20 protein-coding genes are annotated in these 20,625 nt (G+C 44.7%); 8 read left to right on the top strand and 12 right to left on the bottom strand.

Annotated elements, in window-relative coordinates:
* Window positions 1-192: 192 nt before the first annotated feature.
* The 3 genes from R7Q38_RS08685 to R7Q38_RS08675 form a co-directional block, all read right to left on the bottom strand.
* On the bottom strand, window positions 193-1,785 hold the full coding sequence (locus tag R7Q38_RS08685; protein WP_031781344.1) for an ABC-F family ATPase: 1,593 nt from the start codon (window positions 1,783-1,785) through the stop codon (window positions 193-195).
* Window positions 1,786-2,002: 217 nt separating this feature from the next.
* Window positions 2,003-4,042: a cache domain-containing protein gene (locus R7Q38_RS08680; protein ID WP_239938401.1), complete on the bottom strand. Its 2,040-nt coding sequence runs from the start codon at window positions 4,040-4,042 to the stop codon at window positions 2,003-2,005.
* Window positions 4,032-5,483 carry a sigma-54-dependent transcriptional regulator gene (locus tag R7Q38_RS08675; protein ID WP_064353911.1) on the bottom strand — a complete coding sequence of 484 codons (1,452 nt, stop codon included), beginning with the start codon at window positions 5,481-5,483 and terminating at the stop codon, window positions 4,032-4,034. The genes R7Q38_RS08680 and R7Q38_RS08675 overlap by 11 nt, the downstream gene beginning before the upstream one ends.
* 333 nt (window positions 5,484-5,816) lie before the next feature.
* Here R7Q38_RS08675 and R7Q38_RS08670 point away from each other — a divergent pair, with 333 nt between their 5' ends.
* The 6 genes from R7Q38_RS08670 (at window position 5,817) to R7Q38_RS08645 (ending at window position 10,791) form a co-directional block, all read left to right on the top strand.
* Window positions 5,817-6,635 (top strand): substrate-binding domain-containing protein, encoded by an 819-nt coding sequence (locus R7Q38_RS08670; RefSeq protein ID WP_152812149.1) that lies wholly within the window; start codon window positions 5,817-5,819, stop codon window positions 6,633-6,635.
* A 6-nt stretch (window positions 6,636-6,641) separates the two neighbouring features.
* Complete coding sequence (locus R7Q38_RS08665; protein ID WP_005389524.1) at window positions 6,642-7,340, top strand: ABC transporter permease; 699 nt, start codon at window positions 6,642-6,644, stop codon at window positions 7,338-7,340.
* A gap of 50 nt (window positions 7,341-7,390) precedes the next feature.
* Window positions 7,391-8,110, top strand: a complete 720-nt coding sequence (locus tag R7Q38_RS08660) for an energy-coupling factor ABC transporter ATP-binding protein (RefSeq protein ID WP_025766658.1) — start codon at window positions 7,391-7,393, stop codon at window positions 8,108-8,110.
* On the top strand, window positions 8,088-8,675 hold the full coding sequence (gene mobA, locus R7Q38_RS08655; RefSeq protein WP_005453897.1) for a molybdenum cofactor guanylyltransferase MobA: 588 nt from the start codon (window positions 8,088-8,090) through the stop codon (window positions 8,673-8,675). Before R7Q38_RS08660 ends, mobA begins: the two co-directional genes overlap by 23 nt.
* Entirely contained in the window at window positions 8,672-10,450 is a 1,779-nt protein-coding gene (locus tag R7Q38_RS08650; protein WP_239938402.1) for a bifunctional molybdopterin-guanine dinucleotide biosynthesis adaptor protein MobB/molybdopterin molybdotransferase MoeA, read from the top strand. Before mobA ends, R7Q38_RS08650 begins: the two co-directional genes overlap by 4 nt.
* Before the next feature lie 74 nt (window positions 10,451-10,524).
* Window positions 10,525-10,791: a DUF2960 domain-containing protein gene (locus R7Q38_RS08645; protein ID WP_005377584.1), complete on the top strand. Its 267-nt coding sequence runs from the start codon at window positions 10,525-10,527 to the stop codon at window positions 10,789-10,791.
* Between the two features lie 185 nt (window positions 10,792-10,976).
* Here R7Q38_RS08645 and nagK read toward each other — a convergent pair whose 3' ends face one another.
* Together nagK and R7Q38_RS08635 are read right to left on the bottom strand one after the other, a co-directional pair.
* Window positions 10,977-11,885 (bottom strand): N-acetylglucosamine kinase, encoded by a 909-nt coding sequence (gene nagK, locus R7Q38_RS08640; RefSeq protein ID WP_005377586.1) that lies wholly within the window; start codon window positions 11,883-11,885, stop codon window positions 10,977-10,979.
* Window positions 11,886-12,060: 175 nt separating this feature from the next.
* Window positions 12,061-12,810, bottom strand: a complete 750-nt coding sequence (locus R7Q38_RS08635; RefSeq protein ID WP_005389532.1) for a tRNA-uridine aminocarboxypropyltransferase — start codon at window positions 12,808-12,810, stop codon at window positions 12,061-12,063.
* Between the two features lie 140 nt (window positions 12,811-12,950).
* Between R7Q38_RS08635 and R7Q38_RS08630 the strand changes: the two genes are divergently transcribed.
* Window positions 12,951-13,766, top strand: coding sequence for a sterol desaturase family protein (locus R7Q38_RS08630; protein ID WP_031781345.1), 816 nt, complete (start codon window positions 12,951-12,953; stop codon window positions 13,764-13,766).
* A gap of 104 nt (window positions 13,767-13,870) precedes the next feature.
* Here the strand turns inward: R7Q38_RS08630 and R7Q38_RS08625 are convergent, their stop codons facing one another.
* The 4 genes from R7Q38_RS08625 to R7Q38_RS08610 form a co-directional block, all read right to left on the bottom strand.
* Window positions 13,871-14,089, bottom strand: a complete 219-nt coding sequence (locus tag R7Q38_RS08625; RefSeq protein WP_005389537.1) for a hypothetical protein — start codon at window positions 14,087-14,089, stop codon at window positions 13,871-13,873.
* A gap of 48 nt (window positions 14,090-14,137) precedes the next feature.
* Window positions 14,138-14,518: a hypothetical protein gene (locus R7Q38_RS08620; RefSeq protein WP_005377611.1), complete on the bottom strand. Its 381-nt coding sequence runs from the start codon at window positions 14,516-14,518 to the stop codon at window positions 14,138-14,140.
* Between the two features lie 211 nt (window positions 14,519-14,729).
* Window positions 14,730-15,143, bottom strand: a complete 414-nt coding sequence (locus tag R7Q38_RS08615) for an NUDIX hydrolase (RefSeq protein WP_239938403.1) — start codon at window positions 15,141-15,143, stop codon at window positions 14,730-14,732.
* 280 nt (window positions 15,144-15,423) lie between these two features.
* Window positions 15,424-17,442 (bottom strand): methyl-accepting chemotaxis protein, encoded by a 2,019-nt coding sequence (locus R7Q38_RS08610; RefSeq protein WP_239938404.1) that lies wholly within the window; start codon window positions 17,440-17,442, stop codon window positions 15,424-15,426.
* A 134-nt stretch (window positions 17,443-17,576) separates the two neighbouring features.
* Between R7Q38_RS08610 and R7Q38_RS08605 the strand changes: the two genes are divergently transcribed.
* Window positions 17,577-18,071, top strand: a complete 495-nt coding sequence (locus tag R7Q38_RS08605) for an NlpC/P60 family protein (RefSeq protein WP_064353906.1) — start codon at window positions 17,577-17,579, stop codon at window positions 18,069-18,071.
* Between the two features lie 45 nt (window positions 18,072-18,116).
* Here R7Q38_RS08605 and R7Q38_RS08600 read toward each other — a convergent pair whose 3' ends face one another.
* The 3 genes from R7Q38_RS08600 to R7Q38_RS08590 form a co-directional block, all read right to left on the bottom strand.
* Window positions 18,117-18,461: a DUF3802 family protein gene (locus R7Q38_RS08600; RefSeq protein WP_005377620.1), complete on the bottom strand. Its 345-nt coding sequence runs from the start codon at window positions 18,459-18,461 to the stop codon at window positions 18,117-18,119.
* Between the two features lie 190 nt (window positions 18,462-18,651).
* Entirely contained in the window at window positions 18,652-19,614 is a 963-nt protein-coding gene (locus R7Q38_RS08595; RefSeq protein ID WP_025766666.1) for a GGDEF domain-containing protein, read from the bottom strand.
* Window positions 19,614-20,588 carry a response regulator gene (locus tag R7Q38_RS08590; protein ID WP_151514771.1) on the bottom strand — a complete coding sequence of 325 codons (975 nt, stop codon included), beginning with the start codon at window positions 20,586-20,588 and terminating at the stop codon, window positions 19,614-19,616. The genes R7Q38_RS08595 and R7Q38_RS08590 overlap by 1 nt, the downstream gene beginning before the upstream one ends.
* Between the last annotated feature and the right edge of the window lie 37 nt (window positions 20,589-20,625).

The raw sequence follows: 20,625 nt of genomic DNA, 5'->3' as shown, positions 1-20,625 counted from the left end.
GTGGACTATGAATAATGACCAATTGTGGAATTTTCTGCTTACGCCCAGCGGTATCATGCTTTCTATGATTATTACCTTTGGCGTGGTCGGGCTCTATGCGTATATAACCGGTCAGTTTAAGGATTAAGGCCAAATATCAAAAAAGCCTCGCTAAATAGCGAGGCTTTTGCTTTTTAAACGCTTTGCGAGTAATTACGCGTCAACACCACGAGATTTTAGGAACTCAGAGTAAGTGCCTTTAAAGTCTGTGATTTTACCATCGCGGATTTCGATAATACGCGTTGCTAGTGAGTCTACGAATACACGGTCGTGAGATACGAAGAACAACGTGCCTTTGTATTGCTCAAGCGCAGTGTTCAAAGATTCGATCGATTCCATATCCATGTGGTTGGTTGGTTCGTCCATTAGCAACATGTTTGGCTTGTGCATCATCAGCTTGCCAAGCAGCATACGACCTTGTTCACCACCAGACAGTACTTTTACTGACTTCTTAATGTCGTCTTGGCCAAACAGCATACGACCTAGGAAACCACGAACCACTTGCTCGTCGTCGCCTTCTTGACGCCATTGACCCATCCAATCCGTTAGATTCATGTCTTCGGCAAACTCATGCGCGTGGTCTTGCGCGTAGTAACCGATGTTTGCATTTTCAGACCATTTGAACTCACCAGCACGCGGTTCAAGTACACCAGCAAGCGTGTTTAGAAGTGTTGTTTTACCCACACCATTTTCACCGATGATCGCAACGCGCTCTCCCACTTCAAAAATTGCATTGAAGTCTGAGAACAAGTCCTCTTCAAAACCTTGGCTCAGGTTTTCTACAATCAGAGCGTTACGGAACAACTCTTTAGACTGTTCAAAACGAATGAATGGGTTTTGACGACTAGACGCTTTCACTTCGTCCAATTTGATCTTGTCGATTTGCTTCGCACGAGATGTCGCTTGTTTTGCTTTCGATGCGTTTGCAGAGAAACGCGCAACGAACGTTTGTAGCTCAGCGATTTGTGCTTTCTTCTTAGCGTTGTCGTTTAGTAGACGTTCGCGGGCTTGAGAAGCCGCCGTCATGTACTCGTCGTAGTTACCAGGGTAAACGCGTAGCTCACCGTAGTCCAAATCAGCCATGTGTGTACATACTGAGTTTAGGAAGTGACGGTCGTGCGAAATGATGATCATTGTGCAGTTACGCGCGTTTAGCGTGTCTTCCAACCATCGGATTGTGTCCATGTCCAAGTTGTTGGTAGGTTCGTCAAGAAGCATCACATCTGGGTCTGCGAATAGAACCTGTGCTAGAAGCACACGAAGTTTCCAGCCTGGTGCTACTTCACTCATTAGACCGAAGTGTTGCTCCATTGGGATACCTACAGCAAGAAGAAGCTCGCCCGCTTTGGCTTCTGCCATGTAGCCGTCCATTTCAGCAAACTGAACTTCTAAGTCAGCCACTTTCATGCCGTCTTCTTCGCTCATTTCAGCAAGTGAGTAGATGCGGTCACGCTCTTTCTTCACTTCCCATAGCTCTTTATGACCCATGATAACGGTATCGATTACCGTAAATTCTTCGTAAGCGAACTGGTCCTGGTTTAGTTTTGCAACACGCTCGTTTGGATCGTAACTCACGTTACCGCTGGTTTGCTCAAGCTCGCCGCTGAGGATCTTCATAAAGGTTGATTTACCACAACCGTTAGCTCCAATTAAGCCGTAGCGATTACCTTCGCCGAACTTAACTGAAATGTTTTCGAATAGCGGCTTAGCGCCGAATTGTTGAGTAATATTCGCTGTGGAGATCAAAACCTTTACCTTAGCAATTGGGGTGTATTTAGAAAAACCGGGCAACGGTACTTGTTCATGCTACATACTGCAAGTGTTGTTTTTATTAATTCATCGCTAGTGAAACCATCGCAGTGCTTCTTCAAAGCAAAAAGCTCAAGTACAAATGCGTCATTGAATACAAAAAAGAGCCAGTATTATAACTGGCTCTTTCTTCCGTAATGCTTACAACAAGTGACTAAGCGATATTCGTCACCTCTAGGATCAGCTCGGCTTTTTTAGGTAAATAAATACTGAATTTACTGCCCTTTCCCCATTCCGACTCGGCTTTTAGCTCACCACCCGTTTGGCTGAGGATACTTTGGGAGACCGATAGCCCTAACCCTGTGCCTTCTCGTTTCGTTGTGTAAAATGGCGAGAAGATTCGACTCAAGTTTTCTGGTTTAATACCGCAGCCCTCATCGATAACATGAATCGCAGCTCCTTTCACTTCGCCCTCTTCAATCCAGTCTTCACTGACTACTGTTAACGTGCCTTTACCGCTCATTGCGTGAATGGCGTTCATTTGCAAATTAACTAAGATTTGTAGCAAGTGGTGACGGTTTATCTCAACGGACGTATGCGCTTGTAGGTCAGTCACAAACTCAACGTCGCGTTTCTTGGTGCCAGTTTTAACCAAGGTGATGCTTTCATCAATAATAGGATTGACATGTTGCCAAGTGATTTCATCTTGAACACCGCCTTGGCGACTGTATTGCAATAAACTGCGTGTGATATTGCGGATACGATCAATTTGCGCGTGAATCGCATCAATTTCTTCTTGTACTCGACTTGCATCGTCACCCAATTCAAAATGGATCAATTCTACGTTGCCAAGAATCACGGCGGTTGGGTTATTAATTTCGTGAGCAATCCCCGCGGTGAGTTCTCCCAGCGCTGCCAGTTTTTCATGAACAACGAGTTTGTCGCGGGTTTGGTTGAGCAATTGAATATGCAGTTCAAGATCTTGGGTTTTTTCTCTCAGGCTTGCCGTACGCTCTTGAACTTTGCATTCAAGTTGAGCTGCGGAGTTTTTCAGTTCAATTTTGCGCTCTTCTAGGGCGTCTAACATATCATCAAACTGTCTGGCTAACTGCGCAAGTTCATGATCGGCATCTAATCCTAACGGGCCAATCCGTTTTTCTTTACCTTGTTGGACCTGCTTCACCACTTTGTGAATGCGTTCGATCGGTCGAAACAGATCATAAGAACCGCGATATACCATCACGCCAGAAACCAGCAATAACATAACCGTAATCAAGCTGATTTCGGCAATGTTGGTCATGTAGGCTTTAACGAATGGCCACATTAGGTAACCGGTATAAAGCATACCAATGACGTTGTCGTATTGGTCTTTGATCGGTTGATACGCCGTAATATACCAAGCGTCATACACATAGGCTCGGTCAACCCACTGTTCACCCTTCGAAAGTACTTGGTTATACACTTCTGCGCTCACGCGAGTTCCTATAGCGCGCCCTAGTCTATGATCGCTGTCTAAAGGAACGTTGGTGCTCACACGCAAATCATCAAGAAATACCGTCAACGTACCCACAGGGCGAAGGCGGTCATTATCACTTAAGTATATGAGATCGCGGATTTGATCCACCAGCACTGTACTATTGTTAAGGAGCAAACCACCATCAAGAAAGCCGATCAAATCGTTCGCTTGGCTGTATACCGGAATCACGGTTCGACTGACTAACCCACGCGCCTCCCTGTCACCATCAGCAAGAATAGGCACTTCTGCTCGTTTGGCGAGTTCAGGATCGAGGCGTTCGAGTTCTTCTTTATTGAGTACATCAAAAAACGATTCGCGCTTGGTGAGATCCATAAAGCGGAATTTGTTTTCCATGGAATTAACGCGTTGGAAAGAGAGAAAATCTAAAGCATATCTTTTCTTCTGCTCTGTGACCCACTTTTGCAGGTCACCTTGTGGCATTCCTTTATTAATGCGAATACGGAAATCGTACGAATCGGCAAACGCCCGCACGTAATTGGCTTGCTTTTGCTGTAACAACGTTACACTGTTATTTGCAACACCAAGACGTTCCGAGACATCAAGCAGCGCATTTTGCCACGTGTAATGAATAGACCAATAAATGGTAATGCCGATCAGAGCTAACAATGTGAGGAAAATCGGCGCAGAGGTTAAGAATAACAAGCGATAACGCACCATGGTTTTAAAACGGTGCGTCCATTTTGACAATCCTTTGTGCTGTGGGCCGTTAGTCGGCATATTCCTCACCCTCAGAATCCCATTCTTTGTACTTACGTTCTAAGGTCTTGCGAGCTACGCCCAAGTCACGAGCAGCAGCAGACTTATTGCCTTCATGCAAGTTAACGACTTGTTTAATATGTGCTTTCTCGACTTCTTTTAACGTCCAGCTGTTTGGATAGCCTTCGCCAGTAAATTCTTTGCCTTCTCTAAAGGTTGGTAACTCAGCAGAGTGAGAAACAGTAATCGATACATTAGGCAGTGAATGCCCGCCATTCAGCTCTCGCCAATAGTGTGCAGGTGGTTTACCAAGCAAGATACAACGCTCAATCAAGTTTTTCAGCTCACGAATGTTTCCCGGCCAATCGTACTCACTCATGGCTTCCATGTCCTCGTGCGCCCATTTTGGCGCAGGCATACCGAGCTCGCGCGTCAGCATGTTGCTGAAAAATGGCACCAACTCAAATAAGTCGGTTTTGCGCTCTCGCAGCGGACACACTTCAATTTTCAGAACGTTTAAACGGTAATAGAGGTCACTGCGGAAATTACCTTGATTGACCTCTTCTTGCAGGTTTCGGTTGGTTGCCGCTACGATACGGACATCAATACTGATCTCTCTTTCTGAACCGACAGGGCGAATCGTACGCTGCTCTAACACACGTAATAATGATGCCTGCATTGCAAGTGGCATCTCCCCGATTTCGTCAAGAAATAAGGTGCCACCGTTCGCAACACGGAACAAACCTTCACGCGATTTTTTTGCACCGGTAAACGCGCCCGATGTATGACCAAACAACTCACTTTCTAAAAGCTCTGGTGCAATCGCGCCGCAGTTGATTGGCACAAACGGGCCCGTTCGCCCACTCGCCTGGTGGATACCTCGTGCAACTAGTTCTTTACCCGTACCCGACTCACCTTCCACCAAAACAGAAGCGCGTGATGGTGCAAATTGGTTAATAAGTTGCTTAAGCAGACGCGTTTTTTCTGAGCCGCCGATGATCTCTGAGGTATTGTGACGTTGGTAATCGCGTGTCATGGCGTACTGCATGCGTTCGTTCAAACGGCGATCCATACAGCGACTGACCGCTTTTAACATCTGCTCAAGGTTGAATGGTTTGAGGATAAAGTCGGAAGCACCGAGCTGTAGCGCTCGAATGGCAATTTCTAAATCCGCATAACCCGTCATAAAAATCACATCGGCACGTTTGTCATCATCTTCAAACGCTTCTTCCCACTCAATTCCAGAACGCCCTGGCAGATTAATATCCAGTAGGATCAGATCATAATGTCGAGAATTACGCAGTTGTTCTGCTTCTTCGATGCTACCAGCTGTATCGACATGTGAAAAAAGCTTACCCAATGCCTTTTTCAAGATGGCTTGCATGCCTAATTCATCATCGACGACCAGTACGGAAAAGGCGCTATATTGTTGGTTTGTACTAAGATGGGATTGAGTAGACATATTTACCCCAGATGGATTTCGATGGGACAGAGTGTACCAAGTTTAAACAGAGATACCCTACAAAAAGTGCGACATTTTGTACCAACGCAAACTTTTGTGCAAATAACCCCATGATTTAGTGCATAAATCGAGCACTTTTCGCTTGTAAAAGGTTGGCATCTTGTTTGCTATAAGGTGGCTACAGGGCGTATTCAAGTGATCTCAGGATGTTGGTGTTTGTTATTCCAACACCCTAAGACAACTTGCACTTTGAACTAATCGCTCTCGCCCAAGAGGCCTCTCCCAAGACATCGGGAGAAAAGCCAAAGAATCATTGGAAAGGAACACATAAAAATGAAAAAAATTGCGCTAACTCTGGCTGCGACGTCAATCACGCTTGTAAGTTACTCTGCGTTTTCCGCTCAAGATGGCGAGCACGTTCGCCTAGCAACCACTACCAGTACTTACCATTCAGGGTTACTTGATTACCTGCTTCCAAAATTTGAGAAAGACACGGGCTACAAAGTCGATGTTATCGCTGCGGGTACTGGCAAGGCCTTAAAAATGGGCGAAAACGGTGACGTAGATTTGGTGATGACACACGCACCAAAAGCAGAAGGCACATTCGTTGAGAAAGGCTACGGCGTTCTACCTCGTAAACTGATGTATAACGACTTTGTAATTGTTGGCCCGAAAGCTGACCCAGCAAAAATCAAAAATGACGAAGGCGTGTTAGATGTATTCAAAGAGATCGCGAACAAAAACGCAACGTTCATCTCTCGCGGCGATGATTCTGGTACGCACAAAAAAGAAATGGGCTTCTGGGCTCAAACTAAAATCGAACCAAACTTTGGTGGCTACCGCAGCGTAGGTCAAGGTATGGGCCCAACTCTAAACATGGCGTCTGAAATGCAAGGCTACACCATGACAGACCGCGGCACATGGTTGGCTTATCAAAACAAATTGGATCTAGAAATTCTGTTCCAAGGCGATGAAAAACTGTTTAACCCATACCAAGTTATTCTTGTTAACCCTGAACGTTACCCAACGATCAACTACCAAGGTGCGAAGGCATTCAGTGATTGGTTGGTGAACCCTCGCGGACAGGAACTTATCAATGGTTTCCGCCTGAACGGTAAACAACTGTTTGTTGCGAATGCTGAGAGCAAATAACGCAATATGAATCTTGCTGATACAACACTGGAAGCGCTTCGCTTGCTGGTGAATTTTGATGCAGACCTATGGGAGATCGTTGCGGTCTCCTTTAGTGTTTCTATCACGGCAATATCTTTAGTGGTATTGCCGGCTATTTTGATGTCCTTTGTACTGGCGTATACCGACTTTCGCGGTAAATGGTTTTTGTTGTCGATCGTAAATACGCTGCAAGCGGTCCCTACCGTGGTGATTGGCCTGTTGCTGTACATGTTGCTGTCGCGTGCTGGCCCTTGGGGAGACTGGCAAATGCTGTTCACTCAGAAGGCAATGATCTTCGGCCAAATGGTGATCTGCTTCCCTGTTTTGGTATCGATGATGCATGGTGCATTACAATCTAGCGACCGTCGTGCAGTGGAAACTGCCATCACGCTGGGCGTCTCCATTCCGCGCTTGGCAGCTACGATGATTTGGGAAACCCGCTTTCCTCTACTTGCGGCTATCATTGCAGGGTTTTCACGTATCGTGACCGAGGTGGGCTGCTCAATGATGGTTGGTGGGAACATTATGGGCGTGACGCGAAATATTCCCACGGCTATCGCAATGGAAAGCAGTAAAGGTGCTTTTGCGCAAGGAGTTGCATTAGGAATTGTATTACTATCTTTAGCGTTGGCTCTAAACTTCTTCTTATCAAGTATGAGAGGCAAAGGCTACCTCAGAACATAGAACATGAAGCAAACAAACGACTCACCATTAACCCCATGTCGAGGCGAATTATGACTATAAAAATCACCGCCGAACAGTTATCCATGCGCTTTAAAGAGCGTGTGCTTTTCCACATCCCTGAGTTAGCCATCGGCCCAAATGATGCCATTTATCTCAAGGGTGACAATGGTGTGGGCAAAACTACCCTACTCAAAATCCTTGCTGGCTTGCTCAAACCCTCTACTGGCGATGTTGTTGCGCCAAAAGATACGTGGCTGAAAAGACTGACGCGTCGCAATGGTCGTGTCGATGTGATTTATCTCCATCAATCCCCTTACCTTTTTGACGGCACTGTATATGAAAACGTAGTCTATGGAGTGAAATATCAACAAGACACGCAAAAAGATAAACGAGCTCAAGTTATTCACGCGCTGCGCATGGTAGGTTTAGAAACCTTAGCGGACGAACATATTTCCGTGTTGTCCGGCGGTGAAAAACAGCGCGTTGCCATGGCAAGGGCTTGGATCTTAAAACCGTCGATTTTATTGATGGATGAGCCAAGTGCGTCTTTAGACCAAGAATCCATTGAACGATTGGTGGTGATGGCAAAAGATCTTTTGGATCGTGGTTCCAGTATCGTGGTGACAAGCCATCAGGCAAACGCACTGACCGACTTATGTAAAAAACAGTGGTGGATTAAAGACAAGACTTTGATAGAGTCTCCTCTGTTGTATGTCATACCAAAAGAAACATCCCAAGAGAATGCATATGCTTCAACCAACACAAACTAGTTGGGTCATTTTGGCTGGTGGCCAAGCCAGCCGTATGGGTGGAAAAGATAAAGGTCTGATTGAGTTAAATCAGAAGCCACTCATCGAACACGTTATTGAACGTTTATCTCCACAAACTCCACGCATTTTAATTAATGCCAACCGAAACCAAGATGCGTACAGCAAATTTGGTTTCGTATTTAGTGATCAATTCAAAGATTTCCCTGGGCCTATGGGCGGTATTCACGCGGGTTTGATGCATGCTGAAACTGACTGGGTCGGATTTGTACCTTGCGATAGTCCACAAATTAACACCGACCTTGTCGAGCGTTTCTGCCAGGCCGTCAAAGAAGACAGCGATATTTTGGTCGCGCATGATGGTGACCATCAGCAACCTGTTTTTACGCTCTACCACAAGCGCGTACTGCCCAAACTCACCGCGTTTTTAGAACGTGGCGACCGCAAAATCATTCTGCTCTACAAAGAGTGCAACACCAGTTACGTTGACTTTAGCGACTCACCAAACTGTTTCGTCAACTTGAACACTCCGGAAGAACTGGCGCAATTTGGACAATTAGAATCATGAAACACACGCTAAACATTCCTATTCTTGGTTTTGCGGCTTATTCAGGCACAGGCAAAACCACACTACTTGAAGCCCTATTGCCAAAGCTAACTGAAGCGGGACTGCGCATTGGCATGCTAAAACATGCGCACCACAACTTCGATGTCGATAAGCCGGGTAAAGACAGCTACCGTTTACGCAAAGCTGGCGCATCTCAAATGCTGATTGCTTCTCGCAACCGTTTTGCGTTAATGACAGAAACGCCAGAAGCCGAAGCGGAGTTTGAATTCCTATTAACACGTTTTGATGAAGACATGCTTGATGTGGTTTTGGTCGAAGGCTGCAAAAACATCGCGTTTCCTAAAATTGAATTGCACCGTGAAGAAGTCGGCAAGCCTTGGCTTTATCCAAACGATGAAAACATCATCGCTATCGCGTCAGACAGCGGCGAGTTGGACTCTGAACTGCCACAAATGAACATCAATGATCTTGAAGCGATTGCTCAGTTCGTTATTCAGTATGTTCAAGAAGCGAAAGCACCAAAAAACAAAGAGAAAGAAGCCGCATGTTGCGACACACTTTCTCCTGCTTTCCTTTCTGTGGTTCAAGGCCAAGAGAAAATCCTTTCTTTGGTGAACACGGTTTCGGAAATAGAAGCATGCAAGATTGAAAACGCCTATGGCCGTGTTCTCGCGGAAGATATCATTTCACCAGTAAACGTGCCGCAATACACCAACTCCGCGATGGACGGTTACGCTATCCGCAGTGATGATGTTGACCGCGATAGCTACCAAGTGGTTGCTGAAGTGATGGCGGGCCATGCTTACGATCAGCCTCTGGAAGTTGGTCAAGCGGTGAAAATCATGACCGGCGCACCAACACCACTTAACGGCGACACAGTGGTCATGCGTGAGCAAGCCTCTCAAGAAGGTGACAAGGTCACCTTTAACGGTGCGAATATCAAAGCAGGCCAAAACGTTCGTCAAGCAGGTGAAGATCTCGCTATCGGCAGTGACGTCTTTACCGCAGGTACTCGCCTCGCCTCTCCAGAGATGGGCATGATCGCTTCGCTTGGCTTTGGTGAAGCGAATGTATTCCGCAAATTGAAAGTTGCCGTGTTCTCCACCGGTGACGAAGTACAAGCACCGGGAACAGAGCAAAAAGCGAATTCTATCTACGATTCCAACCGTTTTACCATCATGGGCATGCTTGAAAAGCTCGGCTGCGAGATCTTGGATTTCGGTATTCTGGAAGACAACGAACAGTTAATGATTGAAGCGTTGGAAAACGCATCGGCGCAAGCGGACGTGGTTATGACTTCTGGTGGCGTATCTGTTGGTGATGCGGATTACATCAAACTTGCCTTGGATAAACTTGGTCAAATCGATTTTTGGCGAATCAACATGCGTCCGGGACGTCCACTCGCGTTTGGTCAAATCAACAACAAGCCGTTCTTTGGTCTGCCGGGCAACCCTGTTGCCGTGATGGTCTCTTTCATTAACTTTGTCGAGCCTGCACTGCGTAAGATGCAAGGCGAACAAGGCTGGAAGCCTCTGAAAGTGAATGCCATCGCGACTGAAAACCTTCGCTCTCGACAAGGTCGTACCGAGTTTAGCCGTGGCGTCTATGAACTGGATGCAACTGGCCGTTTAACCGTTCGTACAACAGGCAAGCAAGGTTCTGGTATTCTGCGTTCAATGAGTGAGGCGAACTGTTTGATCGAAATCTCCCCAGCTATTGATACAGTAAAAGCGGGAGAAAGCGTGACAATTATCCCACTTCAAGGCAGAATCTAGCTCAAACTAGAAATTCAAAGGTCAGCGAGTCTGGCCTTTTTGTTTAATACAGAAACCTTTTCAGAGAGACAGCTATGGCTCGCACCATTCTTTACACTTACAAAGACCAAGACAAAGAACTGACGTTCTCATACCAGCAGCACCGCAACATTCAAGAAGCAGTTGCAGAAGCCGAAGGTATCGATATCACTGAGTTCCTAAAGATGGAGCAACAAATCGAAGCAGTGTCTGACACTAAAGCGGTGCGAAACTACCGCGACAACTACTTCAGAAAATTAGGCTTTAGCAAAATCACCCTAGCTCAAAAAGAAAACCTGGGCGTAGGCAAAAAGAACAAATAAGCTTAGCTGCAAACAGAAAACTCACGATTCGTCGTGAGTTTTTTATGCATGCTACTTTTGTTCATGATCTATACCCGAGCATACCGAAATTACTTAGGTATATAAGTAAAAGCCCCGTTTAACCTTGAAAGTCTAAACGGGGCTTTAAATTTCTTCTTACTTTATATCGAGTAAGGTTTAAGTCATTACTTGATGTTTAAGAACGCAGCGCCGCGTACACCACCTGAATCACCGTGTTTTGCTTTGATGATCTTAGGACACTTAGCCACAGACAATAAGTGTTTAGGGATGCGTTTTGGCATCTCTTCGTAAATCAATTCGAAGTTAGATAAGCCGCCACCAAGTACAACGGTGTGTGGGTCTGTTGCAGTAAACAGGTTTGCAAAGCAGATCGCTAGCAGCTCCATAAAGCGCTCGACGTGCTCTACTGCTTTCTCCTCACCCTCTGCGTGCGCTTTAATAATGTCGATCGCTTTCTTCTCTTCGCCGTAGTAATGCGCGTAAAGAAGCTCGAAACCACGACCAGATAGGTAACTATCTAAACAGCCTTTGTTGCCACAGCCACAACCCAGTAATGGTGCGTTTTCGCCTAGGTGGAACCATGCGTCGATAGGAAGACGTGTGTGACCCACCTCACCCGCTACGTGGTTGCGGCCAGAGAATACTTTGCCTTCGTAGATAAAGCCGCCACCAAAACCAGTACCAAGGATCAAACCTAGTACAGATGGTTCATCTTGAAGATCTTCATCCCAGGCTTCAGAAAGCGCGAAACAGTTTGCATCGTTTTCAATTTTTACGCTGCGACCGATTTTAGCTTCTAGATCAGCACGAAGTGGTTTGCCTTTTGCCGCAGGAACGTTAACTGTTAGTACCGTTGCATCATCGGCGTCTTCCATACCTGGTAGGCCAAGACCAATCGTACCTTCACAGCCAAACTCTGTATCGTATTTATTCACCAATTCAGCAATGGTATCAACCAGCAGCTCGTAGTTGTCTGTTGGTGTAGGTACACGTTCCGTCGCTACACGCTCAAGCTTCTCGTTAAATGCACCAAATTCAATTTTAGTGCCACCGACATCAAAGCCGTAATACATGTATTTCTCTCCTAAAAAATGCTTCAAACGACTCTCAAAAATGGCTAGAGTCAAAAGTATAAACTGATGGCATTATCCATATCTGTACGCCTGCAAACCGTGACCGAATGCAGATTTATCCCCTCACCGAAGCCAGTTGAACAACATACCATCAACAAAAGCTCATTCCTTAGAGTCAGCTCTCGGTTTTCATCCACTCTTTGAAACGTTTCAAGTGTGGCTGGTTAGGGTCGCTTTTGACTCGAGTCTTGCTCAGCATGTAAGTTTCTCTGAAGGCTTCAAACCACAATTGAAGGCATTCCGCAGCTTTAGGCTCACCAGCTTGTTTTAAAACTAATGTCGCGACTTCGGCGGTTGAAAGATGCTGATCATTCTCGGAGCGGCGCATGATGTATTCAGACAGAGATTCCGGCTCAATGGAAAGCACAGGCAAAGATTTAAGAAAATCAGAACGACGGAATATCTTTCGTGCCTCACGCCAGCTACCATCAATAAAGATCAGCAACCATTTTTTGTTCTCGACATCTTCTTTTACCAATCGCCCTGGCTCTAGATCTTCAATTAAACGAGAGGGATCATCCACATAGTCTGCAGGAAATACAATCACCGGTTGATAACTGTCATCCTGTAGTAGCGCTAGCATCTCTTCAGACGGTTCTGTTCGGTTCCATTGATACACGTAAGTCTCTTGAATCGTATCAGCGATTAGACGACCGGTATTACTTGGCTTAAACACTTCGTTTTCAGAAACAATCAACATACATGCAATATTGGCCTTGATGTTTGGCTGAAGGTCGCACAAACAGTGTTGCTCAGAAACCTGGCAATATTGGCAACGAACCACTTTACATCCACGCGCGTTGAAAGGCTTGGTTGAGATAGATTGTCGGTACTGATATAAACGGTGGAAAGCGTGAATTCTCATGGTAAGTAATGCCAAGTAAAAAGTAGAGCGCGATTCTACTGATATTATGGCTTCGCCTCAAGATAAGCCCATCAGCAGTGTGTTGAAATAATTTCACTCTTATCTCGGTCATAGATAAAGAAATAAATAAGGGAATGACAGTGACAGAAACGACATTTCAAGAACCCTCATGGCTCAGATTAGGCTTTTTCCTTGGCGTATTATTGCTTTGTGCCATTTGGGAAAACAAATTGCCTAGAAAAACACTGACCGCTTCGCGCAGGTTTCGCTGGGTCAATAACTTGTCATTGGTCGCTTTTAACAGCCTAGTTATTGCTTTAATCATGCCTATCGCCGCCTTTCAAGCTGCGGTCATAGCTCAGGAGCAACAGTGGGGGCTGCTGAATATTCTGTCCCTCCCCGCTTGGTTAAATATTTTTCTAACCGTCATTTTGCTTGATTTCGTCATTTACGCTCAGCATGTTGTCTTTCATCATGTAAAGCCGCTGTGGAAGATTCACCGAATGCATCACGCCGATCTCGACATAGACGTCACTACAGGCGCACGCTTTCATCCCTTCGAAATAATCATTTCAATGGGAGTAAAAATTGCAGCCGTGTTTATCTTAGGTGTTTCACCTATCGGAATTGTGGTATTTGAAATTGTGCTTAATGCGAGCGCGATGTTTAATCACAGTAATGCAAAACTGGCTTTATCCATAGACCAAAAACTGCGAAACGTCATCGTTACACCAGACATGCATCGCGTACACCATTCAGTGATAGTAAAAGAGACCCACTCAAACTTTGGTTTTTTCCTTTCAGTTTGGGACCGCTTTTTTGGGACATACCGAGCTCAGCCTAAGTTGGGTCATGATGATGTTGTTATTGGTGTGCCAGAAATTAGAGACGAAGAAGAGCAAAGATTAGATAAGCTTTTAACGCAGCCCTTTCGCTACAATAAAGAGAAGAAGTAATGGTTGAAAAAAATATTGTTGGATGAAGTATGTCAACAAAACGAATAGACCAAGCCTAAACCCCTGTTAAACACTACTTCATCCTCATGATGTGTAAGAACAGATTAGTTTTCTGCTAGCTGACGCTTTTTGTTTAGCTGAGTAATACCAACAAATAAACCAACAACACCAAGCACTGCACATGCCAAAGCATTGGTGTTCATTACTTGCTGTGCTTCTATTGAGCTGTATAGAAAAGCAAGGCTGAAGAAAGTGGTGGCAAAGCTCAAACCTGTCAGTACGCTGAAACCAGCAAAACTGGCCAAGTCTTTAAAATCGTTCATAACGAGTCCCTGTTTACAATCCTTAATCGAGTGTTGTGAAAATAATAATTAACGAAATATTTGGCGCGATTGACTATGTTTTCGCGCATTCCATAACCAGATAGATACCCCAAATGAGAACCCTAAAAACAGTGTCTTCATTTGTAGGGCGACGTTGTTATCTAATATTTCTAATGTATAGTGAGCGTGCGAACTAAAGATAACATTGGTTATAAGAATCAATAACATAACGACTAGGCCAGAGCGGCGATGCTTGACCAATAGATACGCTGCTAATAAGTCCAATAGTCCCAAAGCGCTCCAATACATATTCAACCAGCGTGGCGCAAAATCGTAAGGTAAAAAGCCACCAACAATGTTGTCATAAAGATGAACCACTCCGCCAACTGTCATAAAAAGGCATAAGAGAAACACGACGAATTTATCCATTACCGTTTCCTTATCTGAATGAATGAGCAAAGCATATAGAAGTCACTTAAACATTTGTAATCTCATCGCCATTTTTGAGATCGACAGTGCCATTATCAACACGATGAGAACAGTAACGTCTGCTCTACCTTCCTTATTTGCTTCTAGTAGAAGCATAGTGTTTGCTGTGGCGTTTCGCCCAAATCCGCCAATGCAATGACAGAATCCTCCTTTAAATCACGCCTTGGTTTATCAACTCTCGTACCTTTTCCAGCCCGCGCTGAAACACAGTATGTGCATTCGCGGGAAGGCCGCTCTCGGCATCGTGCCAGAAGAACGCAAAATCATGTCCGCCATCGTCTTGCGTATGAAACAGCCATGAATTAGCGAGGCCAGCACACTCACACAAAACAAAATGCCATACTTGATTTTGAAAGCCACTGTCCCATGAGCATAAATATCGTGCGGAACGAACATGTGTGATACCAGACTCCTCAGCGAGCTCCCGCTTGGCTGCTATGATGTAACTTTCATCAAACACTTCAACAGTGCCCTTGACGAGCTGAACACCCGCCAACGGATGTTTAAAAAGTAGGATCTCTTGATTTTGATTACGTAGAACAACGGGGCAAACTTTATCGATCACAAAACCACTCCTTATGCTTCAAGCAAAAGGCTTTAGCTTTCTCTGGATATAAAGAAATCGAGTGAAGTTGCATGATTCATTCCTTTGAATTCTGACGACATTCTAGTCAACGAGTCCCTCGAACAAAGCATTAACATCACGTTGTGATAACTAAACCCTTTAGAAATGAACGAGATGAGATTTAACTCACTCTTGCAATGTAAATAGGAGCCATTGAATGGGTAGCCGTAACAAAAAAGCAGAACCGAGGTTCTGCTTTTAGTCGGTGGAAACATCTCATTTACTCGGTCTGATGAAGCTCATACTTGTGCAGCATTGCTTGCTGGTGCCCGGCAATTTCCGCCACTTGCTCAGAACTCTCAACCATAGACTCAAGCTGCAGCTTTGTGCGTTCGCCAAGATCAGAAATATGCGTGATGGATTGAGATACATCTGCCGTCGCTCGTTCTTGTTCTTCTGTAGCAACTGAGATTTGCTCAACACGTTCTTGAATGTGCTTAACCGCGAGGTTGATATCAGAAAATGTCGATTTCACTTCATTGCTGGACTGTAGCGCGTGGGTCATTTCTTCTCTTGAATCATTAACTGCTTGGCGCGAACGCTCTGCGGCAGTAATAAGCTCGCTCATCATTTCTCGGATGTTCGTAGTTTGTTGAGAGGTATCACTTGCAAGTTTGCGAACTTCATCAGCGACAACCGCAAATCCACGCCCTTGCTCACCAGCACGGGCAGCTTCTATTGCTGCGTTGAGAGCAAGTAAGTTGGTGTTGTCCGCGATCCCACTGATCATATCCACCATTTCACGAATCTGTTTAACACGCTGGTCTAGCTCTAACATTGACTGTTCATTTACATCCAAAGAGCTTTCTAATGACTCCAAACGTTCGCGGTTTTGTTCCACGACTTGAACCCCTTTTTCAGTGTGTTGGGTTGCAAGGAGCGAGTCCTGTGAAGATGCATTAGTCACCATTGCTATTTCACGAATAGAGGCTTCAAGCTGCGTTATGGTCGTGATCATACTCGACAACGCTTCATTTTGTGTTGCCAACCCATCACTTGTTTGTTCGGCTGCACTGTGACTTACTTCTGCCGTCTGATAAAGCGTTTCACAATTGCGTGTCACCGTTTGAATGGAGTCGTGTGTGGAATCGATTACTTGATTCAACTTTCGTGCTACTTCCTTCAGCTCATAGGGGCCGACTTCTTCTGCCTTGTCACGAAAATCATGTTCGGTAAGTGCTGAAAGACGCGTTAGTACATTCCTTAACCCTCGGTTTGTCCATGACTTTAGGCTAAACCAAGTAACCAGAATAATAAAAGAAATCACACACGCCGCAAACACGAGCACAACGCTCACCGATTCAATGGTCTCGTTGACCACCCGCTCCTTTTCATCGATCAACTGACCAGCGGTTTGGGAGATTTGATCAAGTAACCGCATGGTTTCATCCGCAAGCATCGAAGCCTGTTTAAACTCTGAACGTTGCAATTCCCCTTGTTCTAGTTTGGCGAGGATCAAACGCAGCACGCCCTTTTCACTAAAGCCTTGTTTCACCATCTCATATGGTGCGGTTAAGCTTGCATATTCACTTACTTCAGGATGGAAAGATTGGAAGTCTTCATAGGCGAGTTTAATACCTGCTATGCGATTTCGCATTTCTCGGTATTCTTTTTCGGCTTTGTTTAATTCTGAGTGCATCATCATGACTAAGAACGTACTTTCCATTGAGCTCGCAGAAGCAATGAAACGGTTAGCGGCATCGCTCGACTCAGGATTATCGGCACTAAGGAACGAACTGATTCGATTCATTTCCGGACCGATAGAGCTAAGCCCATAGCGAAACCCACCAACAGCGGCATCAATATCGATTTGAATTTGTATCACCGAAGATTGCTTCAACAAAATGGACTGCGTGATGTTATGTAAACGCGCTAGTTTGGTGTCTAACTCCTCCGAGAGTTGCTGAGCTACACCAGACGCTTCCACAACCAAAGTTGTGCTTTGAGTTGCAAGAGAGTCGATTTGCTCTTTTATGAGAGGCAACTCTTTCGGCTCAGTAATCTGCATACCATGGTTGAGTAGCTTAACCATCTCCAATACATTCCTGGTTAACTTTGCGTTTGCCATCGCGATGGGTAATGCTTTTTGCGACAAGTCTTCAAATTGTTCCCCTACCTGTTCCATTCCTTTGAAACTTGAGACAGAAAGGGCTATAACAAGAGCAATGATAGTTAAAAATGTTGCACTGACAGCCTGAATCAGTGAAAGTGATGTGCGTGAGCGTTTTCGCTTTGCCATAATCAATTTTTATTCTTTCTTAAGGTTGAATCGGTTCTGCAGTGATTCCGTCACATTTGTGAGACAAAACCGTGATTTGCATCCCATACTATGGATTGGTTATGACACTAATATTTCAGTTGTGAGTCATAGAGATGACAGGTGGTGATTTGCGTCGAGTATATTTTCCTTTGATAATCAGTGTGCTAATAGGCGCCTGCTCTTCTGGGCCTGAGCCTAGTAAGCAAGCACAGGTGACAACACCTACAAATCAGCTATTGTCGGACAACCCTGACTTGTTCGACTTTTACACAGAGTGGCACGGCACGCCTTATCGCTTAGGCGGGACACAGAAATCTGGAATTGATTGCTCAGCATTTGTACAAAAAGCGTTTATTGAGGCTTATCAGCTCTCGTTACCAAGGACAACGAAGCAGCAATCAAAGCAAGGTGTGGAGTTAAGTTGGACGGATGCCAAGCAAGGGGATCTAGTGTTTTTTAAAACAAGACGTACAACTTATCATGTCGGAATTTACTTGGGTAACAAGCAGTTCATGCATGCATCGACGTCTAGAGGTGTGATTATTTCAAGAATCGACAACCCATACTGGGCATCTAAGTTTTGGCAAATAAGAAGAGTTACAATGTAACTCCTCTCACTCTTTAACCGGACATTGCTGTAAGTTAAAACAATATCAGTCGTAAGTCGCAACAGCATTATCGAACAGATTTTTGACCAGAGCGATGTATTCATCAAGGAACGTGATCTGTTCATTGGTCGCTTTTTTATGCCATACCCCAGCCAATATCTCACCAAGATCTTCAACAACTGCATCAGCCTCTTTCAACAATTTGAAGCGTACGCTCGAGTGAAGTTCTGGATTTTGCTCAAAAATCGCCATGATGTTTGAAGCCACCATATCGGTGACAACATCTTCGATGCTTTCGGATCCAGTGTCGCCAATTTCGGTCGTAAAAATATCTAGATTTAGAGACAAGTGCTCGATAAGAGCGAGATATCCATCGGTTTCTAAAACCACTGTTTTTCTCCGTTTATTGCAAGCCTTCGAAGCTGAAAGCAGAATAGTTTCAATAGTAAGACATGCCGAGAAAATTTCATTAACTTATTTCATATTAACAAACATTCACGAACCAACTGGATGATTTTCAAACAATTGAGCTTTGCTTCACTGAATTCGGATGCAGGGTTTCTTCAAACCTTTTTATATTTCAGTCATTTTCATGCAAACAGGTTTGGTTACGACCATTTTCTTTTGCACGATACAGCGCAGCATCGGCACTCTTTAACCATTGAGTGTGAGTTTCAAAATAAGGCTTATACTCGCAAACACCAATACTTATTGTGTAATTAATCAAAAAATCTTCCACTTTCACGATCTCTTGCTCAATTCTTTTGCGCAAACGCTCTGCGAAATAGCAAGCTTGCTCCTGGTTTGTGTGAGGAAGTAGTACCGTAAACTCTTCACCACCAAAACGACCGCAGATGTCACTGCTCCTTGCTGTTTTTCTCAACAAGGCAGAGGTTCGACGAATGACTTCGTCCCCTGTCGGGTGACCATAAGTATCATTCACCTTCTTAAAGTGGTCGATATCGAATATTACTAATGAGCATGGTCCGTCGATAACTTTTAAGTGAGCAAACTCATCTTTCAATGATTGCTCCCAATAAGCGCGATTAAATAAACCTGTTAAACCATCTTTGCGACTGATTTCCGACAAATGTTGATTTGTTTCTTTCAAATGAATGCGATTTCTCGCAGTTTCAGAAACATCATTGACTTGAATCGCTATGTGGCTGACCTCTCCTGAAAGCCCAATTAACGGCGTGATCACGATATCTTGATACATAAAATCACTGCTGTTTGAAACCGGAGAAAAGTTGTTGAACTTAAAAAGGTACGGTCGGTTTTCCCAGCTAGAAAAAGAACGAGTTTCCAGATCGGCGGCAGCTTTTATCTTGGTTTCTAGCCAAGTTCTTGGCAGCTCTTCAAAATGCTCAAATAAACATTCACCAAGAATTTCTTGTGATAGAACGCCACTGTATGACTGCATAAAACTGTTCCACACACACACTTTATACTCTTGATCCAAAACAATAAGCCCTGAATCCATCGTATCGAGAATTTGTGTGACCCAATGAAAGTCTGCTATGTCCAGCGTGATATCGGACATTAGATTAGCTCCATGATTTCATAGATTATTTCTACGGATGGCTTATCAATTAAAAACAGTACCTCGCACTCGAAATCGAGCGCTTCTGCCATGTAGGTGTATTCGATAGTAAAGAGCTCACCCAACTCGCCTTGCTCTTCACAATAAGGTGTTAAGGTATCCACAATGCCTGGCTGACGAAGTGAGAATTGCTTGTCGAGTTGATCGCCCAACGATGTGAGAAATGACGAAACCAGTAGGTTAGAAATATTCAAGATGATTTCATTATGAGGCGTAAACTCAAGGAGATAACCTAATTTTTCCCCAATCTGATTGATATCCCTACCACGTAAACACACCAGTGCCTCTCCGTGAATACCACCACCGACAAACCTCTGCGCTACCGCAACGGAACTGTCACGCCCAACCACATCAACCAGTGTCATATGAAGCTCGCCGTAGGACAAAGGTCCAACATGAGGAACAGGAAGTTGGATGAACTCATGTAAATGGTCGGCCATAATCGCAGCCCCTTTACCAAGGGCAATGTTCGCAATTTCACGGAATTTGGCTAGTAAGGAAAGCTCTTCGCAACCCTGGCTTTTAGAATCAACCGAATGACTAGGTTTGAACGCATAATGCAGCCCTAATTGTTCGTATAGTGGGAGCACCTGCTCTTCTGTCAGAGGCTTAGCGATAAAAGCTTGAGCACCAAGATCGAGACAGCGCTGTTTTGCCTCTTGTTGAACATCTCCAGAAATAATGACGATTTTGGTCGCGTACTGACTAACAGGTAATGATTCGAGGACCTCAAAACCATCCATTATGGGCATCGTTAAATCGAGAAACAAAATATCGATATTTTGCTCAGCAAGAATATTAAGCGCCTCATAACCATCTTGCGCTTCAATAAGATGCAATGATGTATCTTGTACGATAGAACGCGCAATAAGCTTTCTTGCAACAGCTGAGTCATCACATATCAGTATTTTCATGCCACCAATGGAACTAACGTCAAAAAAATCATAATAC

This window comes from Vibrio sp. Vb0598, from assembly GCF_033338935.1.
Taxonomy (GTDB): Bacteria; Pseudomonadota; Gammaproteobacteria; order Enterobacterales; family Vibrionaceae; genus Vibrio; species Vibrio alginolyticus.
This window is presented reverse-complemented; position numbering and strand designations above follow the sequence as displayed.